16 protein-coding genes are annotated in these 26,328 nt (G+C 73.2%); 5 read left to right on the top strand and 11 right to left on the bottom strand.

Annotated features, from left to right (window positions below):
* Positions 1-17 precede the first annotated feature (17 nt).
* The 3 genes from ACIDOF_RS15030 to ACIDOF_RS15020 form a co-directional block, all read right to left on the bottom strand.
* Positions 18-1,985, bottom strand: a complete 1,968-nt coding sequence (locus ACIDOF_RS15030; protein ID WP_409006330.1) for a beta-N-acetylhexosaminidase family protein — start codon at positions 1,983-1,985, stop codon at positions 18-20.
* A gap of 49 nt (positions 1,986-2,034) precedes the next feature.
* Positions 2,035-4,158: an endo-beta-N-acetylglucosaminidase gene (locus ACIDOF_RS15025; RefSeq protein WP_409006329.1), complete on the bottom strand. Its 2,124-nt coding sequence runs from the start codon at positions 4,156-4,158 to the stop codon at positions 2,035-2,037.
* 232 nt (positions 4,159-4,390) lie between these two features.
* Positions 4,391-6,067 carry a DUF6350 family protein gene (locus ACIDOF_RS15020; protein ID WP_409006328.1) on the bottom strand — a complete coding sequence of 559 codons (1,677 nt, stop codon included), beginning with the start codon at positions 6,065-6,067 and terminating at the stop codon, positions 4,391-4,393.
* 180 nt (positions 6,068-6,247) lie between these two features.
* Here ACIDOF_RS15020 and ACIDOF_RS15015 point away from each other — a divergent pair, with 180 nt between their 5' ends.
* A complete protein-coding gene (locus ACIDOF_RS15015; RefSeq protein ID WP_409006327.1) occupies positions 6,248-7,612 on the top strand; it encodes a helix-turn-helix domain-containing protein in 1,365 nt (454 codons plus the stop codon).
* 124 nt (positions 7,613-7,736) lie between these two features.
* Here the strand turns inward: ACIDOF_RS15015 and sucD are convergent, their stop codons facing one another.
* From sucD to ACIDOF_RS14980, 7 genes are all read right to left on the bottom strand, one after another.
* Positions 7,737-8,621 (bottom strand): succinate--CoA ligase subunit alpha, encoded by an 885-nt coding sequence (gene sucD, locus ACIDOF_RS15010; RefSeq protein WP_282511032.1) that lies wholly within the window; start codon positions 8,619-8,621, stop codon positions 7,737-7,739.
* A gap of 21 nt (positions 8,622-8,642) precedes the next feature.
* Entirely contained in the window at positions 8,643-9,821 is a 1,179-nt protein-coding gene (sucC, locus tag ACIDOF_RS15005; protein ID WP_409006326.1) for an ADP-forming succinate--CoA ligase subunit beta, read from the bottom strand.
* Positions 9,822-10,308: 487 nt separating this feature from the next.
* Positions 10,309-11,745, bottom strand: a complete 1,437-nt coding sequence (locus ACIDOF_RS15000; protein WP_409006325.1) for a hypothetical protein — start codon at positions 11,743-11,745, stop codon at positions 10,309-10,311.
* A 121-nt stretch (positions 11,746-11,866) separates the two neighbouring features.
* Entirely contained in the window at positions 11,867-13,036 is a 1,170-nt protein-coding gene (locus ACIDOF_RS14995) for a hypothetical protein (protein WP_409006324.1), read from the bottom strand.
* Between the two features lie 161 nt (positions 13,037-13,197).
* Positions 13,198-14,403, bottom strand: a complete 1,206-nt coding sequence (locus tag ACIDOF_RS14990; RefSeq protein WP_409006323.1) for a vWA domain-containing protein — start codon at positions 14,401-14,403, stop codon at positions 13,198-13,200.
* Positions 14,404-14,417: 14 nt separating this feature from the next.
* Positions 14,418-17,528, bottom strand: a complete 3,111-nt coding sequence (locus ACIDOF_RS14985; RefSeq protein WP_409006435.1) for a DUF5682 family protein — start codon at positions 17,526-17,528, stop codon at positions 14,418-14,420.
* A 47-nt stretch (positions 17,529-17,575) separates the two neighbouring features.
* Positions 17,576-18,718, bottom strand: a complete 1,143-nt coding sequence (locus ACIDOF_RS14980) for an ATP-binding protein (protein ID WP_409006322.1) — start codon at positions 18,716-18,718, stop codon at positions 17,576-17,578.
* 163 nt (positions 18,719-18,881) lie between these two features.
* Between ACIDOF_RS14980 and ACIDOF_RS14975 the strand changes: the two genes are divergently transcribed.
* Together ACIDOF_RS14975 and ACIDOF_RS14970 are read left to right on the top strand one after the other, a co-directional pair.
* Entirely contained in the window at positions 18,882-20,255 is a 1,374-nt protein-coding gene (locus ACIDOF_RS14975; RefSeq protein ID WP_409006321.1) for an SWIM zinc finger family protein, read from the top strand.
* A gap of 186 nt (positions 20,256-20,441) precedes the next feature.
* Positions 20,442-22,196 carry a DUF5691 domain-containing protein gene (locus ACIDOF_RS14970; protein WP_409006320.1) on the top strand — a complete coding sequence of 585 codons (1,755 nt, stop codon included), beginning with the start codon at positions 20,442-20,444 and terminating at the stop codon, positions 22,194-22,196.
* A 113-nt stretch (positions 22,197-22,309) separates the two neighbouring features.
* Here ACIDOF_RS14970 and ACIDOF_RS14965 read toward each other — a convergent pair whose 3' ends face one another.
* Entirely contained in the window at positions 22,310-22,726 is a 417-nt protein-coding gene (locus ACIDOF_RS14965; RefSeq protein WP_409006319.1) for a cobalamin B12-binding domain-containing protein, read from the bottom strand.
* 409 nt (positions 22,727-23,135) lie between these two features.
* Between ACIDOF_RS14965 and ACIDOF_RS14960 the strand changes: the two genes are divergently transcribed.
* A complete protein-coding gene (locus tag ACIDOF_RS14960; protein WP_409006318.1) occupies positions 23,136-24,128 on the top strand; it encodes an esterase/lipase family protein in 993 nt (330 codons plus the stop codon).
* A gap of 331 nt (positions 24,129-24,459) precedes the next feature.
* Positions 24,460-26,235, top strand: coding sequence for a M23 family metallopeptidase (locus ACIDOF_RS14955; RefSeq protein WP_409006317.1), 1,776 nt, complete (start codon positions 24,460-24,462; stop codon positions 26,233-26,235).
* The last annotated feature ends 93 nt before the right edge of the window (positions 26,236-26,328 follow it).

Below are 26,328 nucleotides of genomic sequence, written 5' to 3'. Positions count from 1 at the left end.
CGAAGGCCCGCCGCTGTTCACGCGGTCGCGTCGTGCCGCTTCGCCACCTCCGCGAGGAACTCCTCGATCACCGGGTCGCCGAGCAGCACCGGGCCGACCTGGTGGTGCTCCTCCGGATCGACCGTGATCTTTCCGGCCGCGGCGGCCGCCGCGTCCATCGCCTCGCGCTCGGCCGCCGCCTTCGCCGCGTCGCCCGCCTCGATCGCGGCGAGCGTGTTCAGGCCGTGGTCCATGGCCTCGCCCCACAGCTGCGTCGCGTCCAGCCAGCGGTCGGCGTCGGAGAGGAAGAGCCGGTCGGGCAGGCCCTCGCGCAGGGTCGCGGGGGCCCGGCGGATCTCCTTGACGACGTCCCCGAACTCCCGCAGCGCGGCGGCCGGTTCGGCCTCGTACGCCGTCCAGAACGCGGCCGTCTCCGCGGTCAGGCGGGGCGACTGCGGCTGCCACGGCTGGTCGCCGAAGGTCGGTGCGAGGTGGTTGAGGTCCACGAACCGCTGCAGCGCGTCCGCGACCCGCGCGTCGCCGCCGGACAGGTACAGGGCGGCCTGCCGGGCGGACCGCTCGCGGTCGTACGCCTCGTCGTTCCAGGCGAAGTCGAGCATCGTGAACATGGCGGGCTTGCTGGCCGACATCTGGTTCATCGGGTTGGAGACGAGCCCGCTGATGTGCGCCGAGAGCCCGCGCTCCCGCTTGTCGTACGGGGCGAGGAGCAGCCGGCCGCGGGTCCTGGCGAAGTCGTTGACCGGGTAGTTGTCCCAGACGAACACCTTGCGGCCGAACAACTCGGCGGCCCGCTCGGCCTGTTCGTCGGTGATCTCCGGCGGAACCACGTCCGTGCCGGTCCACATCACCTCCACCTGCGGGTCGAGGGTGGCGCGCATCAGCTGCTTGTACGCGGTGTCGGTGAGGTCGCCGTACTCGGTCGGGACCATCTGCAGCGGGTTGGCGCCCTCGCGGGTCTCGATGAACTCGCGCTGCACGGTGTTGAGCAGCCGCACCTGCGCCTCGGCCGCCGGGCCGCGCCCCGGAGCGCCGAACTCCGCCTCGTCGGCGGCGCAGTTCCACTTGGTGTAGCTGATGTCGTCGAGCGGGATGGAGAAGGAGCGGACACCGACGTCGTACAGCGCCTGCAGCTTCGCCGTGAGCGCCTTGGTGTCGGCCGGGTCCGAGTAGCAGATGGAGGCGCCGGGCGAGACGGCGAACGTGAACCGGACGTGGTGGTCGCTCGCGCGCTCGACCAGCGAGGCCAGTTCGGCGAGCTTGTCGGCCGGGTAGGGCTCGCGCCACTTCTCGCGGTGGTACGGGTCGTCCTTGGGCGCGTACACATAGGTGTTGGCGCGGACGTCGCCGAGGAACTCCATCTGGTCGAGGCGTTCCTCGTGGGTCCACGGCGGCCCGTAGAAGCCCTCGATGCTGCCGCGCAGCGGCATCGCCGGGCGGTCGCTGACCGAGGCTCCGGCGATCCTCGCGGTGCCCTCCTCGGTGCGGGTGAACAGTTGCCGCAGGGTCTGCACGGCGTAGAACTGCCCGGCCGCGTCGGTGCCGCCCACGGCGACGGTGCCGGAGGCGCGCGCTCCGCCGGAGACGCGCAGCGCGTACCCCTCGGCGTGGTCGGGCACGGCGGTGTCGCCGAGCGCCCGCGCGACGTCGGCGCGGTCGGCGGGGCCGAGCAGCAGCGTCAACGGGGCGTTGCCGCTCGCCTGTCGGCGCACGTCGATGTCCTTGACGCCGTTGGCCCGCAGCGTCTCGACGATCAGGCGGCGGGCGGCGGCGTCCGTGCGGTCGTCCACGACGAGCTCGGCGCGGCCGGGCACGAGGACGTCGTCGCCGGTGCGGGACATGGCGCGCGGGGTCGGCGACACGACCGGCAGCGACGCCTCGGCGGCGGCGCCGGCGCGCGGGGCGGGTTCGGGGGCGGCGGCCGAGACGGTGGCGGCCATGGACGTGGCGACGGCGAGCGCGGTCAGGGTTCTGGCCAAGCGGGGCACAGCGTTCCTCCAGGTCTCTCGGGGTGGGACATGGGGTGCTCCGAACCGATCAGTTCCAGCGGACCTCCGCGGTCGCCGGGGTGCTGCGGGCGCCGTCCGGGGCGACGGCGACGAGCTGCAGGGACGTGGTGCGCTCGGTGCCCGCGCGGGTCAGGGACTTGACGTAGTACACCTCGTCGTAGATCCGGCCCACCGACTCCCGCCGCCTGTCCGGGAGTTCGCGGTGGACGTCGTAGTACCAGACGCCCTGCTCCCGCATCCGCCAGGACAGGAAGACCTCGGCGGAGCGGCCGTCGGCGGCGACGTGCGTGGCGTCGACGGTGAAGCCGGACGGGGTGTCGGGGCGGGCGGAGTCGGCGCCGAGCAGGGCCAACTCGCCGATGTTCAGGGCGTATTCACCGGCCTTTGCCTGCGTGACGCGGACGCCGATCGCGGCGATGGTGCGGCCCCGGAACGCGTCCAGGCGGTGCTTGGCGGTGGTCCAGGAGGCGCCTTCGGCGCGGCCCGCGGGCAGCCACTCGAAGGTCTTGGGCGCGTCGGCGAAGAGCAGTCCGACCTCCAGGCCGCTGTCGGCGCCTGCCCGCCCGGTCAGGAACGTCACGGCGAGCGTCTCGCCGCCGCGCACGTCGAGCGCGGTCTTGAACAGCCGTACCGTCGTGGGGTTCTCGGGGCCGAGCTCACCGGAGAGGCGCAGCGAGGAGCCGCCGTCGTAGGCGCGCGTGTAGTCGTAGTCGACGGTCAGCGGGGCGCCCGTGCCGCCGCTGCGGGTCCAGAACTGCCAGGTGGGCAGGATGTCCTGGATGCCGGCGTTGGCCCACTCGCGCTCGCCCGCGGGCCTGCCGTCGAGCCAGAAGGCGCGCCCGTGGCCGGTGTTGAAGCGGGTGACGAACGGGAACGCGCCGATCACGGACCGCTCGGTGATGTAGCGGGCGACGCCGTCCCACTTCTTGTGGTTGTCGATGTCGCGGCCCTTGCCGTCGTCCTCGTGCGGCCAGGGCACGTACTCGGTGCGGCCGGTGCGGGTCGGGTCCTCGTTCGGGCCCGACCAGTAGCGCCGCTCCCGCTGGAACACGGCCGGCTGCGCGTCGGGGTTCTCGCGGTCCGGGTAGCGGTCCCAGGCGAAGTGCGAGCCGAACAGCGCCCAGCTGGTGCGGGCGGGCTTGCCCTCGGGGAAGACCAGGCGGGTGTCGTACGGCGGGTTGTAGCCGTACTTCTCGTTCTCGGTGCCGTGGAAGACGACCTCGTACGGGTCGAGACCCAGCTTCCTGGCCGTCTCGACGGACTTCTCGACCTGGGCGTCGTCCGGCATCCAGTAGTTGGCGAACAGGCTGTTGTTGACGGGGGTTTCGCCGTCCAGGATCCAGGGGGCGTTCTTGTCGTTGAGCTGGTTCTGGTAGTCCAGCTGCCCGTTCACCATGATCGTGTCGTACCACTGCACGTGGAAGCCCTCGGGCGCCTGCGCGCGCAGGTACTTCAGCATCTCCAGCAGCCTCGCCGCGTCGGCGGGCGCGGTCTCGGCCTCCTGGTTGATGAAGTAGCCGTCGAAGCCGAAGTAGTCGGCCATCTCGATCAGCTTGTCCGCGACCGGGAAACTCCCGTCGGCGCGCCGCTCCAGATAGTCGGCGAACTCGCCGTTGCGCGGCCAGAACCAGCAGCCCAGGCTCTTCGCCCCGTTGCGGTGCGCGGCGTCGGTGTAGGCCGGGTTGGGCAGGTTGATCAGGCCGTGCTCGGGGTTCTCGGTCGGCGAGCCGTCGACGGGCATGCCGTGCCAGGACCCGTACAGGTCGGTGTACTGCCAGAAGCGCAGCAGCCTGCGGGCGTAGACGTCGTTGTACTTGTACGCGGTGAAGAACGAGTTGTCGTAGTCGTAGCTCAGGTTCATCAGCTGCGGCCCGGTCGCGAGGTCCGGGTCGGCCTGGGTCGCCGCGAAGGGCGCGATGCGGGCGGCACGCGGGACGCGGGAGCGGAAGTAGCGGGCCCAACGGTCGGTCTGCGGGCTCCAGTTCTTCAGCGAGGCCGCGTTGTAGCCGTGCATGTAGGGCTGGTGCGGGGCCCGCCCGGGGGCCGGGTCGGCGGCGGCGCTCGCCGGGAGCGCGAACGGCCCGACCGGACCGGCGAGACCGACGCCCACCCCTGCCGCCCCGAGCATGCCGAGAAACGTTCTGCGGTCCATCAGGTCATCAGCCCTTCACGGAAGGTAGGGAGTTCTACGCGGAAGTCCTACGGGGAAGTCCGGAAGGAAAGCTGCCCGTGCCATGCAGACACGTCAATACATCGCACCCAACTAATGCGATTTAGCTGGGAGTTACTAATGCGGTTTACCAGAACCCTTGTTGCCGCGTTAGGGAGTGGCTACGATCCGACGGAACCGGCTTGTGCGGAAGCCGAGTTGGAGGCCGGCCGCCTCAGCCTTCCTTCCCGTTCCCCTTACCGGCCCTCCTGCCGACGAGCGTCGCCGTGAAGTCGTACGGCTCGAAGCCGGCGCCCTCCTCGTCCGCACCGTCCGCACGCTTCCGCCGCCGGCGGAGCCGTACCCGCGGAAGCCGGATGCCCGGGAGCCGGACCGAAGGGAGCCTCGGGGCAGGGATGTTGAGCGCGGGGAGCTTGGCCCGCAGCCTTGACAGCCCGAACGACGGCAGCCGGAACCGTCCCCCGAGGCGGGTCCACGCGTCCCCCGCGCGGCCCGCCCGCCGCGTCCGCACCCGCCACGCCCGCAGCCCCAGGGCGACCGGCGCCCCGAGCAGCCCCGCCCACAGCAGCGCCGCACCGCCCGTCCGCCACCACACCGGCCCGAAGTCCGCCAGCGCCCCGTCGCCCAACGGGCCGCCCGCGAGCGCCGCGAGAGCCGCGAGCGCCAGCCCGCACACCAGCGCCGCAAGCCCCGCCGTCAACGCCGTTGCGCCACGCGACCAGGCCGCCTCCGGCTCCCCCTTCGGCACCGCCGCCCGCGCCGTGAACCACCCGACGGTGAGCCCGCACGCCCCGCCGACCGCGCACGCCGACCAGGTCAGCGGCGTACCCGCACCCGCGTCCGGGACCGCGGCGAGCAGCGGGAAGGGCGGCAGCAGCACCTCCGTCGAAGCCGCCGCGGGCCAGGCCGCACCGCCCGCACCGAGCGCGAAGCCCGGCCCGAGCCCGTAAGAGGCGCCCCACACCGCGGCGTTGGGCACCAGCGCGACGGCCACCAGGAGCACCGCGCCCCGCCCCGACCACACATCGCTCAACTGCAGATACGAGGTCTGCGCCGCCTGCGTGTGCAGGACGAGCGACACCCCGACGAGCAGCGCCCCGCCGCCCACGAGCACCAGTACCCCGGCCGCCCCCGCCCGCAGCGCGGCCCCGGCACGGGACCGTACGGCGAGCCGGTCCGGCTTCGCGCCCGGCTCCGCGTCCGGGCCCTTGCCCGGCTTCCCGCTCGTCTGCCCGTCCGGCTCCGGGTCGAGGGCGTCGAGGAGGCGGCGCAGCGGGGCGGGCAGCGGGCCGTGCGGTCGGCCGTACGCGGCCCACACCCCGGCGGCCGTGCCGAGGACGGCGAGCGCGACGAGGTGCAGGACGGCACTCAACGAGTCGGCGCGCAACGGCCCGTCCGCCGCGAACCACGTGGCGAGCGCCCCGACCGCCAGATATCCGGCGACCACCCCGCCGAACGCGAGCCGCGGCCGCTCCGCGGCGTCGGCGGCCTCGGCGGCGTCCCGGCCCGCGCGGTGCAGCAGCAGCGCGGGCACGACGACGAGGAGCAGCGGGGTCACGCCGAGCGGGGCCGGGCTGCCGGTGAGCGTGTCCGACCTGACCAGGTCGGCGCCGTGGGCGAGCAGCCAGAGGGCGGCGGTGACGTGCAGCGCGTCGTCCGGCCCGCTGTCCGGGTAGGGCGAGCTGATCCAGCCCGCCATCACGAGGACGGCCAGCGCCCCGAGCCCGAGCCCGGCCGCGACCACTCCCCCGACGACACTGCCCACGACCGCCGAGGCTCTGCGCCGCCGACCGCTGCGCGCGAGCCCGCCGAGCACCGACGGGGGCGCCGCCGAGGCCTGCGAACCGGCTGGGGGACGGGGCGAGGAGCTGCGGTCGGTCGTGTGCGTCACGCCCGCCATGGTCCCAACGACACGCGCTTTCTCGTCGTAACAGGCGAATACACGCAGTGTCGCCCAATATACGTTTATGTTCTTTTTCGTACGCCATTGGGCCGCACGCACCACCGCGGTCCTTCTTGCGCACGACGGCCCGAACGACGGTCCTACGGCCCACGGTGTGGAGAGTCCGACATGACCCAGAGCGCCGCCGACCCCCTGCCGTCCCCCAAGGAGTGCCGACGGCTGCGGGAGGCGCAGGATCTGACGCAGGCACAGGTCGCCGCGAAGGTCGGCGTCACCCGCGAGACGGTCAGGTCCTGGGAGACCGGCCGCACCACCCCGAGAGGAAGCAAGCGCGCAGCATACGCCCGCCTGCTCGCCGCCGCCCCGGCCCGCAAACGACCACCGGGCGGAACGTCGAAGGGCCACTCGGGCTCGGCGTCCCGGAACGCGAAGGCGGCGCACGGGGGCGGGAAGTCCCACGGCTCGAAGGCGACCGCCACTGCGGAGCCCGGCGCTCCGGAGGTCGCCGACGCGGAGGTCGCCGGTCCGGAGGTCGCCGCTGCCGCGGAGGAGGGGACGCCGACCGAGCCTGCGCGGACCGAGCCTGCGCGGACCGACCCTGCGCCGGCCGAGGGCGTGCCGACCGAGCCCGCCCCGGCCGCAGCCGCCGTCGAGGGTGCCGGGGCGGCGACCGGCCCCGCGAGCCCCTCTGCACCCGAATCCGCGACCGAATCGGCGACCGAATCCGTCGGCAGCCGTCTGACCCCCGATCAGGCCTTCGACGCCCTCTACGCGTTCACCGCGCCCGCCCTCGTACGGCAGACCTATCTGCTCACCGGGCGGCGGGGGCTCGCGAAGGAGGCGGTGGAGCGGGCGTTCCAGCAGGCCTGGGAGCGCTGGCCGGAGGTGGCCGTCGACCGGGACCCGGTGGGCTGGGTGCGGGCGGCGGCGTACGAGTACGCGCTGTCGCCGTGGCACCGGTTGCGGCGCAGGCACCGGCAGCCGGACGTGCCGCCCGCGGAGGCCGAGGACCGCAAGCTCCTCGACACCCTGCTCAGCCTGCCCGCGCCCTACCGCAGGACCCTGGTCCTCTACGACGGCGTCGGGCTGGACCTGCCGGAGACCGCCGCCGAGACGGAGGCCTCCACTCCGGCAGCGGCGCACCGGCTCCTGCACGCCCGCGAGGCCGTCGCCCAGCAACTGCCCGAGCTGGCCGAACCGGCCGAACTGCAGCGCAGGCTGGACGAGTTGGCGCGCGCCGAGAAGCTGGGCTCCGGCCCCGCCCCCGTCGTACGCCAGGGCGGAGAGCACCGCTCACGGTTCTGGACGCGGGCCGCGATCGCGTTCACGGCACTGATCATCGGCGCCTCCGCGCTCGCGCTCGCCACGTCCCCGCGGCAGTACGAGCCGGTGCCCGCGCCCGGTGCGCCGATCGCCGGGGTGCCGCCGCGGATGGGGCCCGCACCGCTGACGGCGCAGGACAAGTGGCTGCAGAAGAAGCTGCGGACCGACCCCGGGAACGGTCCCCAACGGCTCGCCCCGCTCGTCGAGTAGGACGGCAAGGCCTTCCGCCTTCCACCTTTCCGCCGTCCGCCGTTCGCCGTCCGCCACCGGAACGCACGCGGGCCCGCACCCCTGGCAGGAGGGGTGCGGGCCCGCGTGCGTGAAGCGGTGCGGCTCAGCCGTTGAGGATGGCGCGCGCCAGCTTGGCCGTCTCGGTCGGGGTCTTGCCGACCTTGACGCCCGCGGCCTCGAGGGCCTCCTTCTTGGCCTGCGCGGTGCCGGAGGAGCCGGAGACGATGGCGCCGGCGTGGCCCATGGTCTTGCCCTCGGGGGCGGTGAAGCCCGCGACGTAACCGACGACCGGCTTGGTGACGTTGGCCTTGATGTAGTCGGCCGCACGCTCCTCGGCGTCGCCGCCGATCTCGCCGATCATCACGATCAGGTCGGTGTCGGGGTCCGCCTCGAACGCCTCGAGGGCGTCGATGTGCGTGGTGCCGATGACCGGGTCGCCACCGATGCCGACGGCGGAGCTGAAGCCGATGTCACGGAGCTCGTACATCATCTGGTACGTCAGCGTGCCGGACTTCGAGACCAGGCCGATGCGGCCCGGCTTCGTGATGTCGCCCGGGATGATGCCGGCGTTGGACTGGCCCGGCGTGATGAGGCCGGGGCAGTTCGGGCCGATGATGCGGGTCTTGTTGCCCTTGGCCTTGGCGTACGCCCAGAAGGCGGCCGAGTCGTGGACGGCGATGCCCTCGGTGATGACCACGGCGAGCGGGATCTCGGCGTCGATGGCCTCGACGACGGCGGCCTTCGAGAAGGCCGGGGGCACGAAGAGGACGGAGACGTTGGCGCCCGTCTTCTCCATGGCCTCCTTGACGGAACCGAAGACCGGGACGGACGTGCCGTCGAAGTCGACCTCGGTGCCGGCCTTGCGCGGGTTCACGCCGCCGACGATGTTGGTGCCGTCACCGAGCATGAGCTTGGTGTGCTTCATGCCGGTGGCGCCGGTCATGCCCTGGACGATGACCTTGCTGTCCTTGTTGAGGAAGATAGCCATGGCTGTTCTGTCCCTCGTCCCTTACTTCGCGGCCGCGAGCTCGGCGGCCTTGTCGGCCGCGCCGTCCATGGTGTCCACGCGCTGCACCAGCGGGTGGTTGGCGTCGCTGAGGATCTTGCGACCCAGCTCCGCGTTGTTGCCGTCGAGGCGCACGACCAGCGGCTTGGTGACCTCTTCGCCCTTGGACTTGAGGAGCTCCAGGGCCTGCACGATGCCGTTGGCGACCTCGTCGCAGGCGGTGATGCCGCCGAAGACGTTGACGAAGACGGACTTGACGTCCGGGTCGCCGAGGATGATCTCCAGGCCGTTCGCCATGACCTCGGCGGAGGCGCCGCCACCGATGTCGAGGAAGTTGGCGGGCTTGACGCCGGAGTGGTTCTCACCGGCGTACGCGACGACGTCCAGGGTCGACATGACCAGGCCGGCGCCGTTGCCGATGATGCCGACCTCGCCGTCGAGCTTCACGTAGTTGAGGCCCTTGGCCTTGGCCGCAGCCTCGAGCGGGTTGGCTGCGTCCTTGTCCTCGAGCGCCTCGTGCTCGGGCTGACGGAAGTCGGCGTTCGCGTCGAGCGACACCTTGCCGTCCAGGGCGAGGATGTCGCCGGAGGCGACCTTCGCGAGGGGGTTCACCTCGACGAGGAGGGCGTCCTCGGCGACGAAGGTGTCCCACAGGGTCACCATGACCTCGGCGACCTTCTCGGCGACGTCGGCCGGGAACTTGGCCTGCGCGACGATCTCGCGGGCCTTCTCGATGGTGACGCCCTCGTTGGAGTCGACCGGCACCTTCGCGAGCTTCTCGGGGGTCGACGCGGCGACCTCCTCGATGTCCATGCCACCGGCGACGGACGCCATGGCCAGGAAGGTGCGGTTCGTACGGTCGAGGAGGTACGAGACGTAGTACTCCTCGACGATCTCGGGAGCCGTCTCGGCGATCATCACCTTGTGGACCGTGTGGCCCTTGATGTCCATGCCGAGGATGTCCGTCGCGCGAGCGACGGCCTCGTCCGGGGTCGCCGCCAGCTTCACGCCACCGGCCTTGCCGCGACCGCCGACCTTCACCTGGGCCTTGACGACGGACTTGCCGCCAAGCCGCTCGGTCGCCTCGCGGGCTGCCTCAGGCGTGTCGATGACTTCACCGGCCAGCACCGGTACACCGTGCTTGGCGAAGAGGTCCCTCGCCTGGTACTCGAACAGGTCCACGCGCGTCCGTCCCTTTTCAGTGGTATCGCGTCGATCGCGTGCGGCAGGCACTTCTTTTCGGTGCGCTGTCGCTTTCGCGTTCTGTCACGTTCGTTTTCTGCGTGGGCGTGCCGCGAAGGGCAACGTGACGGCGCTGTCACTGAGGGAGGCGTGCACGGTGTCCGTGGACGCGGCATGTCCGTCTCGCAGGTTATCGCCGCGGGACGTGGGTCCCTAAATCGCAGATCACACTCCGGCGGTGATTACGGTCACAGAAAACGGGCCGGGCGGCGCTGCGCGTTGCCTCCGGGCACGCCCGGAAGGGTTGCGCAGCAGGTCTCCGCCCGACCCGCTGTCTGAGTGGTGCCGTGCCGGTACGGGCGCCTCCGCGCGGTGGTCGCGGGAGGCGGCGGCCCCGTACCGGCCCTGGGCCGCCCCCGGGATCAGAGGCCCGGCCCTGTGGGAACAGAGGCCGACCTCGTGGGATCAGAGGCCGACCCTGTGGGGATCAGAGGCCCGAGACGAAGCCCGGGGTGATCGCCGAGACGGTGTTCGTGACGCCGGAGACGGCGTTGTTCACGAGCGGGTTCACGTCCGACTTGACCGTGGTGGTGAGGTCCTGCGCGAGCGGCTGGACGCCGGCGGTCACGTTCTGGGTGAGGCCCTTGGTGCTCTCGCCCACGCCCTGGCCCAGGGTGGTGACCTCGTCGGCGATGCCGGCGACGGCGGGCTTGGCGTCCTCGACGACGGCGCCCGCGAACGGCTGCACCTCACCGACGACACCGGCCGCGAACGGCTGCACGTCGACGCTGACGTCCTGCGCGAGCACACCGGCGTCGGTCACGGCCTGGCCGGCGACCGGCACGGCCGAGTCGACGGCGGCCGAGGCCAGCGGCGGCAGCACGGCGTACGACGTCTCGTCGACGATCGGCTGGGCCTTGGCGACCGCGCCCTGGACGGCACCCGGCGCACCGGCGACCAGGCTCTGCGCCTGGCCCTGCACCTGGAGGCCGACGCCCTGGACCTGGTCACGGGTGTCCTGGACCTGGCCGCGGGTGTCCTGGACCTGGCCGCGGGTGTCCTGGACCTGGGTGCGCAGCTGGTCCTGGACCTGGAGGCGGGTGTCCTGGACCTGGCCCTGCGTCTGGAGGAGGGTGTCCTGCACCTGGCCCGGGGCCTGCTCGGCGAGCGCCGGGGCCTGCGCGGCCAGCTCCGGGGCGAACGCGGCGAGCGGGCCGAAGAGGTAGTCCACGTCGCCCTTGGCGTCGGCGACCCGGTCCTCCGCGTGGCCCCGCACGTCGCCGGCGTGGCCCTGCACGTGGCCCTTCGCCTCGTCGAGGTGGCCCTGCACGTGGGCGGCGTGGCCCTGCGCGTAGCCCGCGGCCTCGCCGACGTGGCCCTGCGCCTGGTCGAGGTGGCCCTGGACCGCGCCGAGCTCCGGGGTGCCGACGGCCGGGATCGCGCCGTACGCCGGGAGCTCGCCCTCGACGTACTGGCGGGCCTGGCCCGCGGCGTCCTGGACGTCTCCGGCGCGCAGGTCCTTCAGGTCGGCCGCGGCGCCCTTGGCCTGACCGGCGGCGCCCTTGACCTGGCCCTTGACCTGGCCCTTCGCGCCCTTGACCTGGCCGGCCGCGGACTTCGCCGTGCCGGTCGCCTTGCCGGTCACGCCCTCGGCGCGGTCCTGCACGCCGCCGACGGTCGACTCGACCGTGCCGTTCGCGCCCTCGACCGCGTCGCCGAGGGTGTCCTGGAGGCCTTCGTCCGCGGTGACGTCGACGTCCACGTCCGCGGTGCTCAGCGGCAGCGCGGAGGAGGGCAGCTCGGCGGCGTTGGCACCGGCCGCGCCCATCGCGATCATGCTGGTGGCGCCGGCGGCTATGACGATCGAACGGCGCAGGTTCCGGCTGCTGGTGACGGCCTTGCTGGGCTTGCTGTGCTTGCTCATGCTTGCGTCGATTCCTTCGAATTCGAGGGGGTCGGGAGCGCAAGGGGAATGGGGCGCTCCACGGGATGGGCAGACCTGTCCCGCCCCCGCGCGGCAGGTCCGAGGCGGGGAAAGGCCTGCCCTAGCCGGGGAATTCGAGGATGTCGCGATGCCTGTCGCGGGTCGGGTGGTGCGCCGCGGCCGGGCCCTCGCCCGCCACGAGCCCGAAGGAGGGCGCACCGGAGACGGCCGCCGCGTGCAGCTCACCGTGCCGCTGCGCGCTGCCGTCGGACACCGCGTGCGCCGCGATGCCGTACGGGCCGGGGCCCAGCGGGCCGTCGAACGGCAGCTGCGGCTGCGGCCGCCGCGCCTCCCGGCCCGTGCCGCCGTCCTGACCGAGGTGTCCGACCACGGCGCCCGGGCCCTGCAGGTGGTACGCCGCGCCCTTGTCCCCGGCCTTGTCGCCGTCCTGGCGCGCCTTGCCGTCACGGCCGTGCGGAGCGGTGGGCTCCGGCGCGGGCTGCGCGGGGCCGGGGGCCGGGGCACCCGTGCCGGGTCCGAGGTCTCCGAGCCCGGGCCACGAGGGCCTGGGGAACGGCGACTCGGGCATCCGCCGCGCGGCCTCCTCGGCCAGCGCCCCGAGCGGTTCCGCGACCGTACGCGTCAACTCGCCCGCCGCGGAACGGGCGAACGAGACCGTCGCCGCGGTCGCGGCGGTCGCGGAGCGGGTGACGTGACTTACGCGCGTGGTGAGCGAGGGGGTGGTGCGGGGAGAGGTGGAGCGCGGAGACGTGGTGCGCGGCGAGGTGGCCGGGGTGGCGGTCGCGGTGCCGGTCGAGGCGGCCGGTCCGCTCCGTCCGGCCCGGTGGCCGTCGAGGATCACCGCGCGCGAAGTGCCGGTACGGGAGGGGGTGTTGCTGTCGGCGTTCGTCCCGGCAGGGGCGGTGGGGCCCTCGGCGTCGGGCTCGGCAGCGGTGTCGGCGGAGCGGCCGGAGGGGCTGTCGGACGCGGTTCCGGTGCCCGAACTCGACGGATTCTCGGTGGACCTGAAGGTGCCCCGGTCGGCGTCGGCATCAGCACCGGCGTCGGCGTCAGTGTCGGCGTCTGGTGTGGCCGTCGTCCTCGACGTGGCCGTGACCGAGTCCGACGGCTGCGGCAGTTCCGCCGCTTCCGTCGCCTCCGCCCGGCCGCCGAACAGCAGCCCGAACGCGAACAGCACTCCCACGAACAGGGCTGCGCGCAGCGCACGCCGACCGCCCGCCGAGCGCACCAGGCGCTCGGCGGCGGCGGGAAACGCGGCTGCTTCGGTCAAGTTCGGGGAGCCCTCCAAGTAGGCGGCGGTCGATACTTGCATGCGACGGCAGGCGTTGCGCAAGTCCCCTGTGACTGATGGGCCGCCATGTCCGGAATAGCCGCCCACGACCATTCCCGCCTGTTTCAGGCGCCGTTCACGACCGGGCGTTCACCCCGCGTTCAGACCGCGTCCGGTATCGGCAGTCGCCGCTTCTCGATCGCGGCCGCCATCACCTCCGGAAACAGATCGGGTGTGCAGGCGAACGCGGGCGCACCGAGCCCGCCGAGCGCCGCCGCGTGCTCCCGGTCGTACGCGGGCGCGCCCTCGTCGGACAGCGCCAGCAGCGTCACGAACTGGACGCCGGCCGCTTTCATCGCGGCGACCCGCTTCAGCATCTCGTTCCGTATCCCGCCCTCGTACAGGTCCGAGATCAGCACCACCACCGTGTCCGCGGGGCGCGTGATCTGCGACTGGCAGTACGCGAGCGCCCTGTTGATGTCCGTGCCGCCGCCGAGCTGCGTGCCGAACAGGACGTCCACCGGGTCGTCCAGCTGGTCCGTCAGGTCGACGACCGCCGTGTCGAAGACGACCAGCCGCGTCGCGACCGACCGCATCGACGCCAGGACCGCGCCGAACACCGAGGCGTAGACGACGGACGCCGCCATCGAGCCGGACTGGTCGACGCAGAGGATCACCTCCTTCTTCACGGACTGCGAGGCCCTCCCGTATCCGACGAGGCGTTCCGGGACGACCGTGCCGTGCTCGGGCAGATAGTTCTTCAGGTTGGCGGCGATCGTGCGGTTCCAGTCGATGTCCCGGTGGCGCGGGCGGCTGATGCGCGCGCTGCGGTCGAGCGCGCCGGTCAGCGTCGACCGCGTACGCGACGCCAGGCGTTTCTCCAGGTCCTCGACGACCTTGCGGACCACGGCCCGCGCCGTCTCCTTCGTCGTCTCCGGCATCGCCTGCTTCAACGACAGCAGCGTGCCGACGAGGTGCACGTCCGCCTCGACCGCCTCCAGCATCTCCGGCTCGAGCAGCAGCGTGGACAAGCCGAGCCGCTCGATCGCGTCCCGCTGCATCACCTGCACCACGGACGACGGGAAGTATCTGCGGATGTCGCCGAGCCAGCGCGCCACCGACGGCGCCGAGGCACCCAGCCCGGCGGAGCGGTCCCTGCCCTTCCCGGCGCGGTCGCCCTTGCCGTACAGCGAGCTGAGCGCGCCGTCCATCGCCGCGTCCTGCCCGCTCAGCCTGCACCCGGTCCCGTCGGCCGCGTCCCCGCCGAGCACGAGCCGCCACCGCCGAAGCCGCTCCTCCGCACTGGACGTCGTGGCGGCGCTGGGCGTCGTGGCTGCGCTGGGCGTCGTCGTGGCTGCGCTGGCCATACGGGCACCTCCGTTCATACGGGCACCTCCGTGAGGTCGCGGGTCGACGTCGAGGGCGGGGCCGTTTCGGGGGTGAGGCCGAGGAGGAGGTGGAGGACGGGCAGCACCGCATCGGCCCGCTCCTCGTCCGGCTCGGCGGCGAAGCCCCGTATCCGGGTGGTGGCCGCGATCGCCCCGGCCGTCTCGCCCGGCCCGCGCCGCACCAGCTCCCCGAGCGTGCGCCGCACCCCGGCCTCGTACGCCGAGAACGTGCGGCGCAGCAGCGGCAGTACGTCCGTGAACGCCTCGGCCGGTACGGACGTCAGCCAGGCGTCGACCAGGCCGAGCAGCCGGTCGTCGTGGATCAGCAGCATTCCGCCGCCCGTGCCGCCCGACCCGGCGCCGACGAAGCCCTCGATCCACGCCGCCGCGTCCGCAGGGGGCGTGCCCGGCGACAGTGCGAGGCTCATCAGCCGCTCCGCCTCACCGTCGGCCAACTCCCCTTCGTCCAGCAGGAGTCGGACCGCCCGACCGCGCACCTCCCCCGGCACCGAGTCCCGCCCGCCGAGCACACGCAGCACGGAGCGCCAACGGCACTGCAGGGATGGGGTGTTCGCCTCGCCGGGCGCGTTCGCCGGAACGCATGGGGCAGGCTCCGGGGCGAGTGCCGAGGTGGGCGCCGGGGTGGATTTCGGGGCCTCGGCGAGCAGGCCCACCGCCGTGTGCACCGCGTCCACGTGTCCTCTCATCTGCGCCGCCCCGTCCGCGTCCAGGCCTGCGCAGGCCGGCGGCAGGCCCACGAAGACCCGCTCGGCTAGACCCGCCGCGACCTCGGCGAGCGCACCGGTGTCCGTGCCCCGCACGTCGCCGTAGCGCAGCGAGCGGACCAGTGCGGGCAGGGCCTGGGCGAGGTGGCCGACATCCGTGTCCAGCGCCGCCCGGTCGGCCAACACTCGCATCACCGTTGGGAGCGCGTCCGGGAGTTCGGCGAGGAGACAGCGCTCGGCGAGCGCGGTGACGTCGGCGAGCGCGGACGCCGCGACCGCCTCCGACTCGGCCTTCGCGGTGGCGGCCGCGAGCACCGTCGTGCCCCAGATTCCCGCCTCGGCGACCCGCACTGCCAGCTCGGGCTCCCAGCGCAGCCGCCAGCTCTCGCGGAACGTGCCGGTCGTGCCCCGCGTGCCCGCCGACGGCTCGCCCCAGCCGACGCCGAGGAGACGCAGCCGGTGCAGGAGCCTGCTGCGCGCGGCGTCCGTGTCCTTGCGCAGGTCGAGGTCCAACTCCCGCTCCATTGCCTCGGGTTTGAGGCGCAGGCGGCGCTGTGTCCGGGTCAGGTCGCGCTGGAGCGGCACGGCGGGCGCGGACTCGGGCACTTCGCCGAGCACGTCCCCGACGACGAGCTTGTCGTGCACCAGCGCCAGCGGCACGTCCGATCCGTCGCACATCACCGCGCGGACCGCGTCGGTGGTCTCCGACAGCCCGGGCAGGGGGCGTCCGCGCATCACGGCCAGGGTCTCGGCGAGCCGCACCGCCTCGATGGCGTGCGCGGACGACACCGCCCTGTCCTCGTCCCTGAGCAGCCCGGCGACCTTGGTCATCCAGCGCTCGACCGGCCGGTCCGGGGCGCGGAACAGATGCGCGTACCAGCCCGGCGACGCGATGCCCGCCCCGTAACCGCTGGCCCGCGACAGCCTGCGGTGGGTCCACGGCACCCACGTCATGTCGACCTTCGCCTTGGGCAGGCCCTTCAGGAGCGCACGGTCGGCGGTCACGGTGGCGCGGGCCGCGAGCGCCGGCACGTGCCAGGCCCCGCACACCACGGCCACCTCGTCCCCGAACTCCTTGCGGGCTGCTCGGAGTCGGAGCCGCATGTACGCCTCGCGGACCGCGTCCCGCGTGCGGCCGCCGTCCCCGTACTGCTCGCGCAGGGCGCCCATCGCCTCGGCCAGCGCGGCGAACGGGGCGAGCGCGTCGTCGCCCGCGCGCCGATGCTCGACCACGTCCTCCCACCAGCGCTCCGGGTCGTCGTACCCGGCCGCCTCGGCGAGCACGGCAAGAGGATCGACCCGAAGATCCTGCTGCCCCTCGACTCCCCGCTCGACCACCCTGCCTTGCCCGTCCGGGCCGCCTTGGCCGTCTGGGGGACCTTGCCTGTCCGGGGCACCTTGGCCGTCCGGGGCACCTTGGCCGTCCGGGGCACCTTGCCCGTCTGGGGGGCCTTGCCCGTCCGGGCTGACCTTCCTGTCCGCGGCGCCTTGCCCGTCCGGGGCACCCGGGCCAGCGTTCCCGCCCAGACTGTCCTGCCTGCCCGAGGCGCCTTGCGAGTCCGAGGTGCGTTGCCCGTCCGGGCCGTACTGCCCGCCCAGGTTGTCCTGCCTCCGCAGGCCGTCCTCCCTGCCCAGGCCGCCCGGGCCGTCTGGGCCATCCGGGCCGCCCCAGCCCTCAAGGCCACCTTGTACGCCAGAGGCACCTTGCCCTCCCCGGCTGCCTCGCCCGTCCGGGGCGCCTTGCCCATCCGGGGTGCCCGGGCCGGCCTCCCCACCCGGGGTCTCTTGCCTCCCCAGGCCGCCCTTCCCGCCCAGGCCGTCCGGACTGTCCGGGCCGTCCGAGCCCTCCGCACCATCCCGGCCGCTCGGGCCAGTCGGGCTGCCCGAGCCATCCAGGTCGCCCGGGCCGCCCAGGTCGCCCGGGCCGCTCGGGTCGCCCTGCCCCCTCGACGGGGCCTCCTCGCCGGCGTCGGCCCCCTCCTCCCCCGGTGCCCCCGCGAGGGAATGCGCCGCCGGCAGGTCGATGAACCGTGCGGGTACGCCGTGTTCCACCGCCCAGCGCAGGGCCACCCACTCCGGGGAGAACTCGGCCAGCGGCCAGAACGCCGAGCGTGCCGGGTCGTCCGTGACGTGCGCCAGGAGCGCCACCGGCGGCGTCATCCCCTCGGCCCCGGCCAGCTCCACCAGGGCGTCCGCTTCGGGCGGTCCCTCGATGAGCACGGCACGCGGCGCGCAGGCGTCGAGCGCTTCCCGTACGGATCGCGCCGAGCCCGGGCCGTGGTGCCGCACCCCCAACAGCCAGGGCCCGTCCGGCCGTTCACAACCTTCGTACTGCGGGGCGCCGCCCTCACCCCCGTGTAGGGCGGCGCCCCTGTCCATGGGCCGGGCGGGCGAGCTCGTCTGCTGTTCCGTCGTGGAACTGCTGCTCACGCGCTCACCTCCCGGCACGCGCGGTAGAAGTCCTGCCAGCCGTCGCGCTCGCGGACGACCGCCTCCAGGTACTCCTGCCAGACGACTCGGTCGGCGGCCGGGTCGCGGACGACGGCGCCGAGAATCCCGGCGGCCACGTCGGACGGCCGCAGCACCCCGTCGCCGAAGTGGGCCGACAGCGCGAGGCCGTTGGTCACCACGGAGATCGCCTCGGCCGTGGAGAGCGTGCCGCTGGGCGACTTCACCTTCGTACGTCCGTCGGCCGTGACGCCGTCGCGCAGTTCGCGGAAGACGGTGACGACGCGGCGGATCTCGTCGATGCCGTCCGGCGCCGCCGGCAGGTCGAGCGAGCGGCCGAGCTGGTCGACGCGGCGCGACACGATGTCCACCTCGGCCTCGACGCTCTCGGGCAGGGGCAGCACGACCGTGTTGAAGCGGCGGCGCAGGGCGCTCGACAGCTCGTTCACCCCGCGGTCGCGGTCGTTGGCCGTGGCGATCAGGTTGAAGCCGCGCACGGCCTGCACCTCTTGCCCCAACTCCGGTATCGGCAGGGTCTTCTCGGACAGGATCGTGATCAACGTGTCCTGCACGTCCGCCGGAATGCGGGTGAGTTCCTCGACCCGCGCCGTCATCCCCTCCGCCATCGCGCGCATGACCGGGCTGGGCACGAGCGCGTCCCGGCTGGGGCCGTGGGCGAGGAGCTGCGCGTAGTTCCATCCGTACCGGATCGCTTCCTCCGGCGTGCCTGCCGTGCCCTGCACGAGCAGCGTGGAGTCACCGCTGACCGCGGCCGCCAGGTGCTCGGACACCCAGGTCTTCGCCGTGCCGGGCACACCCAGGAGCAGCAGGGCGCGGTCGGTGGCGAGCGTCGTCACGGCGACCTCGACGATGCGCCTCGGGCCCACGTACTTCGGCGTGATCACCGTGCCGTCGGGCAGCGTGCCGCCGAGCAGGTACGTGGCGACGGCCCAGGGCGAGAGGCGCCAACGCGCGGGCCGAGGGCGGTCGTCGGCGGCCGCGAGCGCCTTCAGCTCGTCGGCGAACGCGTCCTCGGCGTGCGGCCGCAGCACCTCCGCAGCGCCGTTGGAGCCGTTCGAGCCGTTCGAGCCGTTCACGGCGGTGTTGACGGGCACAGTCATGGATCCCCCTCCAAGTGCGCAGGACTGAGCACCTCGACAGATCGCCGGGCCGCGGCCCGAGCTGATCGCCGGTTGTGGTTCCCACCGTGCACCACGCCACTGACAATCGACCGTCTTCGCAGGTCAGGGCCGATTGTCAGTGGCGGGCCCTAACGTCGCAGACATGAATCAGCAGGGGGTGCGCTGGACGGCTGATCAGGTGCTGGCACTGGCTCCTGACGCCGCGTCACGCAAGGCGGGAAGCAAGCTCGGCGCGGCCGGTCCGTGGTCCGAGACGGGGAGTTCGACCGAGGGGGCGGTGTGGGGACTCTGCAAGGGCAGCGGCAGCAAGCCGTACCGGACGGTGGTGGACACCAAGGGCCCGGCGTACCAGTGCAGTTGCCCGAGCCGGAAGTTCCCGTGCAAGCACGCGCTCGGCCTGCTGCTGCTCTGGGCCGGGCCCGACGGGGCGGACGGCACGGTTCCGGAGGGGCGTCCGCCGGAGTGGGCGGAGGAATGGCTGTCCCGCAGACGCGAGCGGGCCGCCGAGAGCGAGGACCAGGCAGGGGGAACTACAGCTGAGGCCAAGGGTGTTGATGCGGAGGCCGCGCGGCGCAGGGCCGAGCGGCGGGCGGAGCGGGCGACGGCGGGCGCGACGGAGTTGGAGCAGCGCCTGACCGACCTGCTGCGCGGCGGCCTCGCAGGCGCCGAGCAGGCCGGGTACGGAATGTGGGAGGAGACGGCCCGCCGGATGGTGGACGCCCAAGTGCCCGGACTGGCCTCGCGTGTACAGGAGTTGGGCGCGATCCCCGGCTCCGGCGCGGGCTGGCCGGTGCGACTGCTGGAGGAGTGTGCCCTCCTCCACCTCCTCGACCAGGCGTGGCTGCGCCGCGAGGAGCTCCCCGCACCTCTGGCGGCCACGGTCCGCACCAGACTCGGACTGCCGACGTCCGCCGAGGGCCCGCCGGTCCGGGACCGCTGGCTGGTGCTCGCGCAGTACGACTCGGCGGAGGCCAAGCTGACCACCCGCCGCATCTGGCTGTACGGCGCCGAGTCGGGGCGGACGGCACTGCTGCTGTCCTTCGGGGCCGCGGGACGCGCACCGGAGCTGTCGCTTCCGGTGGGCCTGGCGCTGGACGCGGAGCTCACCTCCTATCCGGGGGCCGGCCAGCTGCGGGCCGCGCTCGGCGAACGCTTCACCCCGCCCGAGCCGACGCCGTTGCGCCCCCAGGGCACAGGCGTCGCCGACGCGGCGGCGGCGTACGGCATCGCGCTGCGCGACGACCCGTGGCTGGACTCGTGGCCGGTCACGCTCCGGCAGGTCGTTCCCGTACGGGACGAGGCGGGCGGTGACGAGGGGTGGCAACTCGCCGATGAGACCGGCCAGTTGGCTGTGCCGTTGTCGGACAAGGCCGTTTCGCGGCCGGGGCTGTGGAAGCTCGTCGCGATATCGGGCGGCGCGCCCGTGACGGTCTTCGGCGAATGCGGGCACGGCGGCTTCACACCGCTCACGGCCTGGCCCGCGGGGCGCGGGGCCGAGGCGATATCGCTGAGCTGAGGGCGCGGGCCGCAGTCGGCCCTCGCACCCGTACCCGTACCCGTACGCGCGCGTACCCGCCCGTGCGTATACGCGTTCCCGTGCTCGTACGCGTTCCCGAACATCGGCGGTTGCCGACACCCCTCCCTCTCGCCCCTCAACTCCCGTGCCGCTCCCGCGAGATCCCCCTTGTCCTTGGAGAACCGCATGAACGCCAGCACAACCGCCGACGCCGAACCGAAGCCCACCACGAGCCCCACGGCCTGGGAGGACCTCGTCACCTCCGCGCTGCTCGGGACCGATCGCCGCAGGCCGCCGCTGGACGTGCCGCCCGGGAAGGACCTGCCGGGGGCGCTGCTCGACGCGGCGGCCGTGGAGACGGTGCGCCGTCGGGCAGGGCTGCGGCCCGCGCGTGCCGCCGCCCTGCCCGAACGGTCCGCGCCCGACCCGCGGCCGCCGTTGCCCGCGGCCGCGCGGCATCGCCTCGCGCTGCTCCTGGCCGACCGGCCTGGACCGGGAGGTGGTCGGCGCGGCACGGCCCCCGATCTGACCGAGCTGCTGCCGCAGTGGCTGGCGACGGCGAACGACCACGGGTACGCGGCGCCCGCCGAGCTGCTGCCCGCCCTGCTCGACGCCGCCCGGGGCCGCACCGACCTGCGGCCGCAGGCCCTGCGCTTCGCCGGGCCGAGGGCGTTGTGGCTGGCGCGGCTCAACCCGGACTGGAAGTTCGCGCTCCGCGCGGCGCCGGGAGGGGGCTCGCTGCCCGACGTCCGGGATGCGGGCGCGGTCCAACGCCTGTGGGGCGAGGGGCTGTTCGCGGAGCGGGTCGCCCTGCTGGCGGCGGTGCGGGCGGACGATCCGGCGGCGGCACGTGAGCTTCTGGGCGGTACGTGGTCGACGGAGCGGGCCGAGGACCGGCTGATGTTCCTGGACTCGCTGCGCGCCGGGTTGTCCGACGGCGACGAGTCGTTCCTGGAGCGTGCGTTGTCCGACCGCAGCCGGAACGTGCGGGCGACGGCCGCCGAGCTCCTGTCGGCGCTGCCCGGTTCGGCGCTCGCGGCGCGTATGGCGAAGCGCGCGGCGTCCTGCGTGGCGATGGATCCGACACGCAGCGCCATCACGGTGGAGGCGCCGCACACGTGCGACGCGGCGATGGAACGCGACGGAGTCGTCCCGCACGCACCGTCGGGCCGCGGCCAACGCGCCTGGTGGCTCGGCCAGTTGGTGGAGGCGACGCCGCTCGCCACGTGGCCGGCCCGGCTCGGCGGGCGCAGCGCGGAGGAGATCGCGGCGCTTCCCGTGCACGACGACTGGCAGCCTGAGCTGCACGCCGCGTGGTGCCGTGCGGCCGTACGTCAGCGGGACGCCGGGTGGGCGCGGGCGCTGCTGGGCGCGCCGTCCGCGCCCGAGGCGGGCGGGCCCGGCGCGGTGTCACTGGCCGAGCGCGCGAAACTCCTCGCCGTGCTGCCGGCCGCCGAGCGGGCGGACTGGGTCGCCGGTTTCATCGACGCGCACGGACTGTCGGAGGCGTTCCAACTGCTCGGCGTCTGCACGCTGCCCTGGTCGGGCCCGCTGGGCCGGGCGGTCGTGGACGCCCTCAACATCGCGCGGGACGCGGGCAGTTACCCGTGGAGTTTCAGCGGGGTGATGGGCCTGGCGGAGCGCTGCCTAGACCCGGCCGAGACCAGCCGTCTGGAGTCCCTCACGGCGATATCGGACGAACCGGAGGACGGGGCACCGGGCGCGGTGGGCTACTGGGCGGAGGCCTTCCAACGCCTCGTCGGCACGCTGAGGCTACGCGCGGCGATGCTCAGCGAGCTGGCCCCGCCCGGAAACGCGCCACCGCCCGGAAACGCGGCACCGCCCGGAAACCCAGCCCCGCCCGGAAACGCGGCCTCGGCGGACACGACCGCCGAAGTCGACGCGACCTCAACCGCAGCCGCACCCGCCGCCCAGCCCTGACGCGCCCGGCCTCTGCCAGGCCTCGAACCCCAAGCCTCAGACCTCGGCCCCCAAGCCCCAAGCCTCATGCCTCAGACCCCAAGCCTCAGACCTCAGACCTCACGCCTCAGACCTCACGCCTCCGCACCCTGCGTGACGTTCGCCCGTACCCACTCGACGATCGACGCGGTCGTCGCGCCCGGGGTGAAGATCTCCGCGACGCCCTGTTCCTTCAGGGGCGCGATGTCGTCCTCGGGGATGATGCCGCCGCCGAAGACCTTGATGTCCTCCGCGTCGCGCTCCTTGAGGAGCTGGATGACCTTGGCGAAGAGCGTGTTGTGGGCGCCGGAGAGGATCGACAGGCCGATGGCATCGGCGTCCTCCTGGATGGCGGTGTCCACGATCTGCTCGGGCGTCTGGTGCAGACCGGTGTAGATGACCTCCATACCGGCGTCGCGCAGCGCCCGCGCGATCACCTTCGCCCCGCGATCGTGCCCGTCGAGCCCCGGCTTGGCGACCACCACGCGGATCGGACCGGCTGCCACACCCATCACTGCCTCCATGTACCGACTAGCTCCTCAGGAGTCCGCCACCAGCCCTGCGACAGCCCCGAGGCGTCTCGCGAAGGTGAACCAGCAGAGGAACGATGTGAACGAACGTTATCTCCAGGATCCCGTACGCGGCAGTTTCCGGTGTGGAGGGAGGGGGAAATCACATGGTGAGACACGCACACCGGGTGTCGCTCACGGTGACGGCGGGGTGACCGCCGCGCAGCGGGAGCGCGTACGGGGGAGACGGGAGTGGAGGAGCACGCAGAGCTGACATAGGAACGGTCGCCGTCGGCGCCGCCGGGACGCTGCTCCCCAGGGCCGGCACGGCAACCAAAAGGGCACACGGGGGCTCGGAGCCGACCCTCGCGTGCGGTTCGGGAGGTCTGCCGTGAAGGTGCTGCCCGTACTGATGTCGACCCTCGAAACGGCACTGCGCCACCCAGGCCTGCAGCGCCTGACCCAACTCCCCCAGCTCCCCCAGTTCCGGCAACTGCCCCAGCTCCCGCAGCTGCCCCAGGTCCCCCTCCTCCCCTGCTCCCCCTGCCTTCCGCTCTCCGCCGCGCTGCTCAAGGCGTCGGTGCTCGATCTGGCCGTGCTCGCCGGGCATCTGTTCCTCTACCCCACGGGCATCTGGCAGGAGCAGGCCCAGGAGCCCGCGTCGTTACGGAGAGACACGGACGAGGACAAGGGCGAGTACGAGAACGAGCCCGTGCGGTTGCCGGCGAGCGCCACGGCCGAGCGGCCCGTCGTACTGCTGCACGGCTTCATCGACAACCGTTCGGTTTTCGTGCTGCTGCGCCGCGCGCTGGCCAAGGAGGGGCGGCGGCACATCACGTCCCTCAACTACTCGCCGCTGACACTCGACGTCCGCGAGGCCGCCGAGCAGCTCGCCCGGCAGGTGGAGGAGATCTGCGAGCGGACCGGGCAGCCGGACGTCGACGTCGTCGGGCACAGCCTGGGCGGGCTGATCGCTCGTTATTACGTGCAGCGGCTCGGCGGGGACAGCCGGGTGCGGACGCTGGTCACGCTCGGCACGCCGCACAGCGGGACCAGTGTCGCGCCGTGGATGAGCGCGCACCCGATCGTGCGCCAGATGCGCCCGGACTCCGACGTGGTCGAGGAGTTGAGAGAGGCCGCGCCGAACTGCCGTACGCGGTTCGTCTGTTTCTGGAGCGAGCTCGACACGGTGGTGGCCCCGCCGGAGTCGGCCTGCATGGACCATCCCGAACTTGCGGTGCAGAACGTACAGGTGACGGGAATCGGGCATCTTGCCCTGCCGGTGCATCCGGCGGTCGCGGCCGGCATCCGGCAGGCGATCGACGGAGAGGGAGAAGGAGGCGGAGAGGGCGAGGGAGGCCAAGTCGCCGCGTCGGCCGGCGGCGCGCCCGCGGTCGTCGCCTGACCCGACGCCGGCCGAACCCTGCACCCCCGCGCGCACCCCGCGCACCCCGCACGCCCCGCGCACACGCCGCCACACTGCGTTGACCAGCGCAGAAACCCGGTCAACTCCCTTGACGGCGCGTCAGATTCGGCGGCGGAGGCGACCTCGAGGCGTACGAACGTCGAACGCTCCTCGAACGCAGCGCCAAAGCTCTGCCCACAGTCCGCCGAAAGACGGCCGATTGCCCGTTTCCTGAAGGCGGGAAACCCCCCGAAGATTGTCGCCGTCGCGTACCGCCGGGTACAGTCCTCGCACTGCTCTGCCCCCTGCTGTCGAGGCGAAAGAGAAGTTGGTGAACGACCAGCACGGCTATGCCGCCGGTTACGACGGCTACACCACCGGTGCCTTCGACACCACCTCTTTCGACGCCGACCCGCTGTTCGGCGCGATGCCGGGTGAGACCGACGCATACGACGCCGGGCAGAGCGGCCAGTGGGACAACGGCCAGTGGTCGGCCGGCGGCCAGGCCGGGTACGACCCGTACGCGGGCGGCGCCCAGCAGGCCATGACGCAGACCGGTCTGCAGGACACGGCGCTGCACGACAACACCCCCCAGGACGCGGGCAGTTACGCGACCGGCAGCTACGACACGACCGCCATGTGGGCGACGGACGGATACCAGCCGCTCGCCGACATCCCCGCCCAGCCGGGACCGCAGTCCGCCGAGCAGTGGGACGCGACCGGCCAGTGGCAGGCGTCGACCTTCGAGCAGCCGACCGGGCTCGAGCACGGCCAGCAGTTCCTGGAGACGGGCGCGTACGACGCCACCGCATGGAACGTCGACGCGGCCGCGCCCTCCGCTCCGACCACCACGGACGCGTACGACCCGTACGGCACCGGCACGTTCGACGCCCAGGCCTTCGACGTGCAGGGCCTCGACGTACAGGGCCTGGACGCCCAGGGCTTCGAGCCGCAGGCCGCCGCCGCACCCGTCTTCGATCCGCTCGCCTTCGAGACGCACGGGCTCGACCCGCAGAGCCTCGAGGCGCAGCACCTCGAACCGCAGGCGTTCGACACGCAGCACTTCGACCCCCTGGCCTTCGAAACTCAGGCCCAGCCTTTCGACGCCACCGGGTTCGAGACCCAGACCTTCGACGCCCAGGCTTTCGACGCCCAGGCCTTCGAGCAGTCCGGCCAGGACGAGCACGCGGTCGCCGAACACCCCGCCGCGGGGCCCGAGTTCGGCCACACCGACCTCGCCGAGTCCGACGTCACGGAAGCCCCGGACGCCGCGCACCCCACGGACTCCGGCCCCGCCGGTGCCTCCGGCGCCTCCGCCGACGAACCGCTCGTCGCCCCGATCGCCCCGGCCGGCGCCCCGCCCCGTAGCCGCAGTCGGCGCCGCGCCCCCGCGAAGCGTTCCGCGCTGCTGACGGTCGCCGTGCCGTCGGTGTGCGCGCTCGGCGTCGCGGGCATCGCGGCCGCGTCGGTGGCGGGCGGCATGAGCGAGGACCAGGCCGACACGCAGGCGCAGGCCGCGCCCGACCCGACCACGGTCAAACCGTCCACGGCCAACAACAAGCTGGACACCCAGCTCGCCAACCTGTCCGCGGACGCCGACGACTTCGCCGACCGCGCCAGCCGTACGCAGGAACGCATCGACCTCAGGGAGCGCCAGGAGGCCGAGCGGAAGCGGAAGGCCGCCGAGGCTGCACGCAAGGAGGCGATGCGGCCGAAGTTCGCGCTGCCGGTGGAGCAGCGCGGGCTGAGCTCGTACTACGGGCAGTCCGGCATCAACTGGATGTCCACGCACTCGGGCATCGACTTCCCCGTCTCGTACGGCACCCCCGTCATGGCCGCCGCGGACGGCACCGTGCGTACGCAGTGGAATCCCGCGTACGGGAACATGGTGATCGTGACCGCCGCCGACGGCACGGAGCTGTGGTACTGCCACCTCTCCAGCACGAAGATCCGCAGCGGTTCCGTGAAGGCCGGCGACACCATCGCGTACTCCGGCAACTCCGGCAACTCGACCGGCCCGCACCTGCACTTCGAGGTGCGCCCCGGCGGCGGCTCGACGATCGACCCGCTGCCGTGGCTGCGCAGCCACGGACTCGACCCGACCTGATCCCCGCGCCCCGGCCCGACCCCGGCCAGCCCGCCGCGGCCACAAAGACCGGACCGGTGCCTTCAGGGCCGACCGCGGTCGGGACCGGCCCAA

This window comes from Streptomyces sp. Da 82-17 (assembly GCF_046098215.1).
GTDB lineage: Bacteria > Actinomycetota > Actinomycetes > Streptomycetales > Streptomycetaceae > Streptomyces.
Note: the sequence above shows the minus strand (reverse complement) of the source record. Positions and strands in the feature narration are given on the sequence as shown.

Bases quoted from the DNA above. Each gene is read 5' to 3' on its own strand.
- ACIDOF_RS14985 (WP_409006435.1), bottom strand. From the start codon at position 17,528: ATGGACAGGGGCGCCGCCCTACACGGGGGTGAGGGCGGCGCCCCGCAG.
- ACIDOF_RS14990 (WP_409006323.1), bottom strand. From the start codon at position 14,403: ATGGCCAGCGCAGCCACGACGACGCCCAGCGCAGCCACGACGCCCAGC.
- ACIDOF_RS14970 (WP_409006320.1), top strand. From the start codon at position 20,442: ATGAACGCCAGCACAACCGCCGACGCCGAACCGAAGCCCACCACGAGC.
- ACIDOF_RS15015 (WP_409006327.1), top strand. From the start codon at position 6,248: ATGACCCAGAGCGCCGCCGACCCCCTGCCGTCCCCCAAGGAGTGCCGA.
- sucD (WP_282511032.1), bottom strand. From the start codon at position 8,621: ATGGCTATCTTCCTCAACAAGGACAGCAAGGTCATCGTCCAGGGCATG.
- ACIDOF_RS15025 (WP_409006329.1), bottom strand. From the start codon at position 4,158: ATGGACCGCAGAACGTTTCTCGGCATGCTCGGGGCGGCAGGGGTGGGC.
- ACIDOF_RS14975 (WP_409006321.1), top strand. From the start codon at position 18,882: ATGAATCAGCAGGGGGTGCGCTGGACGGCTGATCAGGTGCTGGCACTG.
- ACIDOF_RS15000 (WP_409006325.1), bottom strand. From the start codon at position 11,745: ATGAGCAAGCACAGCAAGCCCAGCAAGGCCGTCACCAGCAGCCGGAAC.
- ACIDOF_RS14980 (WP_409006322.1), bottom strand. From the start codon at position 18,718: ATGACTGTGCCCGTCAACACCGCCGTGAACGGCTCGAACGGCTCGAAC.
- ACIDOF_RS14965 (WP_409006319.1), bottom strand. From the start codon at position 22,726: ATGGGTGTGGCAGCCGGTCCGATCCGCGTGGTGGTCGCCAAGCCGGGG.
- ACIDOF_RS14960 (WP_409006318.1), top strand. From the start codon at position 23,136: ATGTCGACCCTCGAAACGGCACTGCGCCACCCAGGCCTGCAGCGCCTG.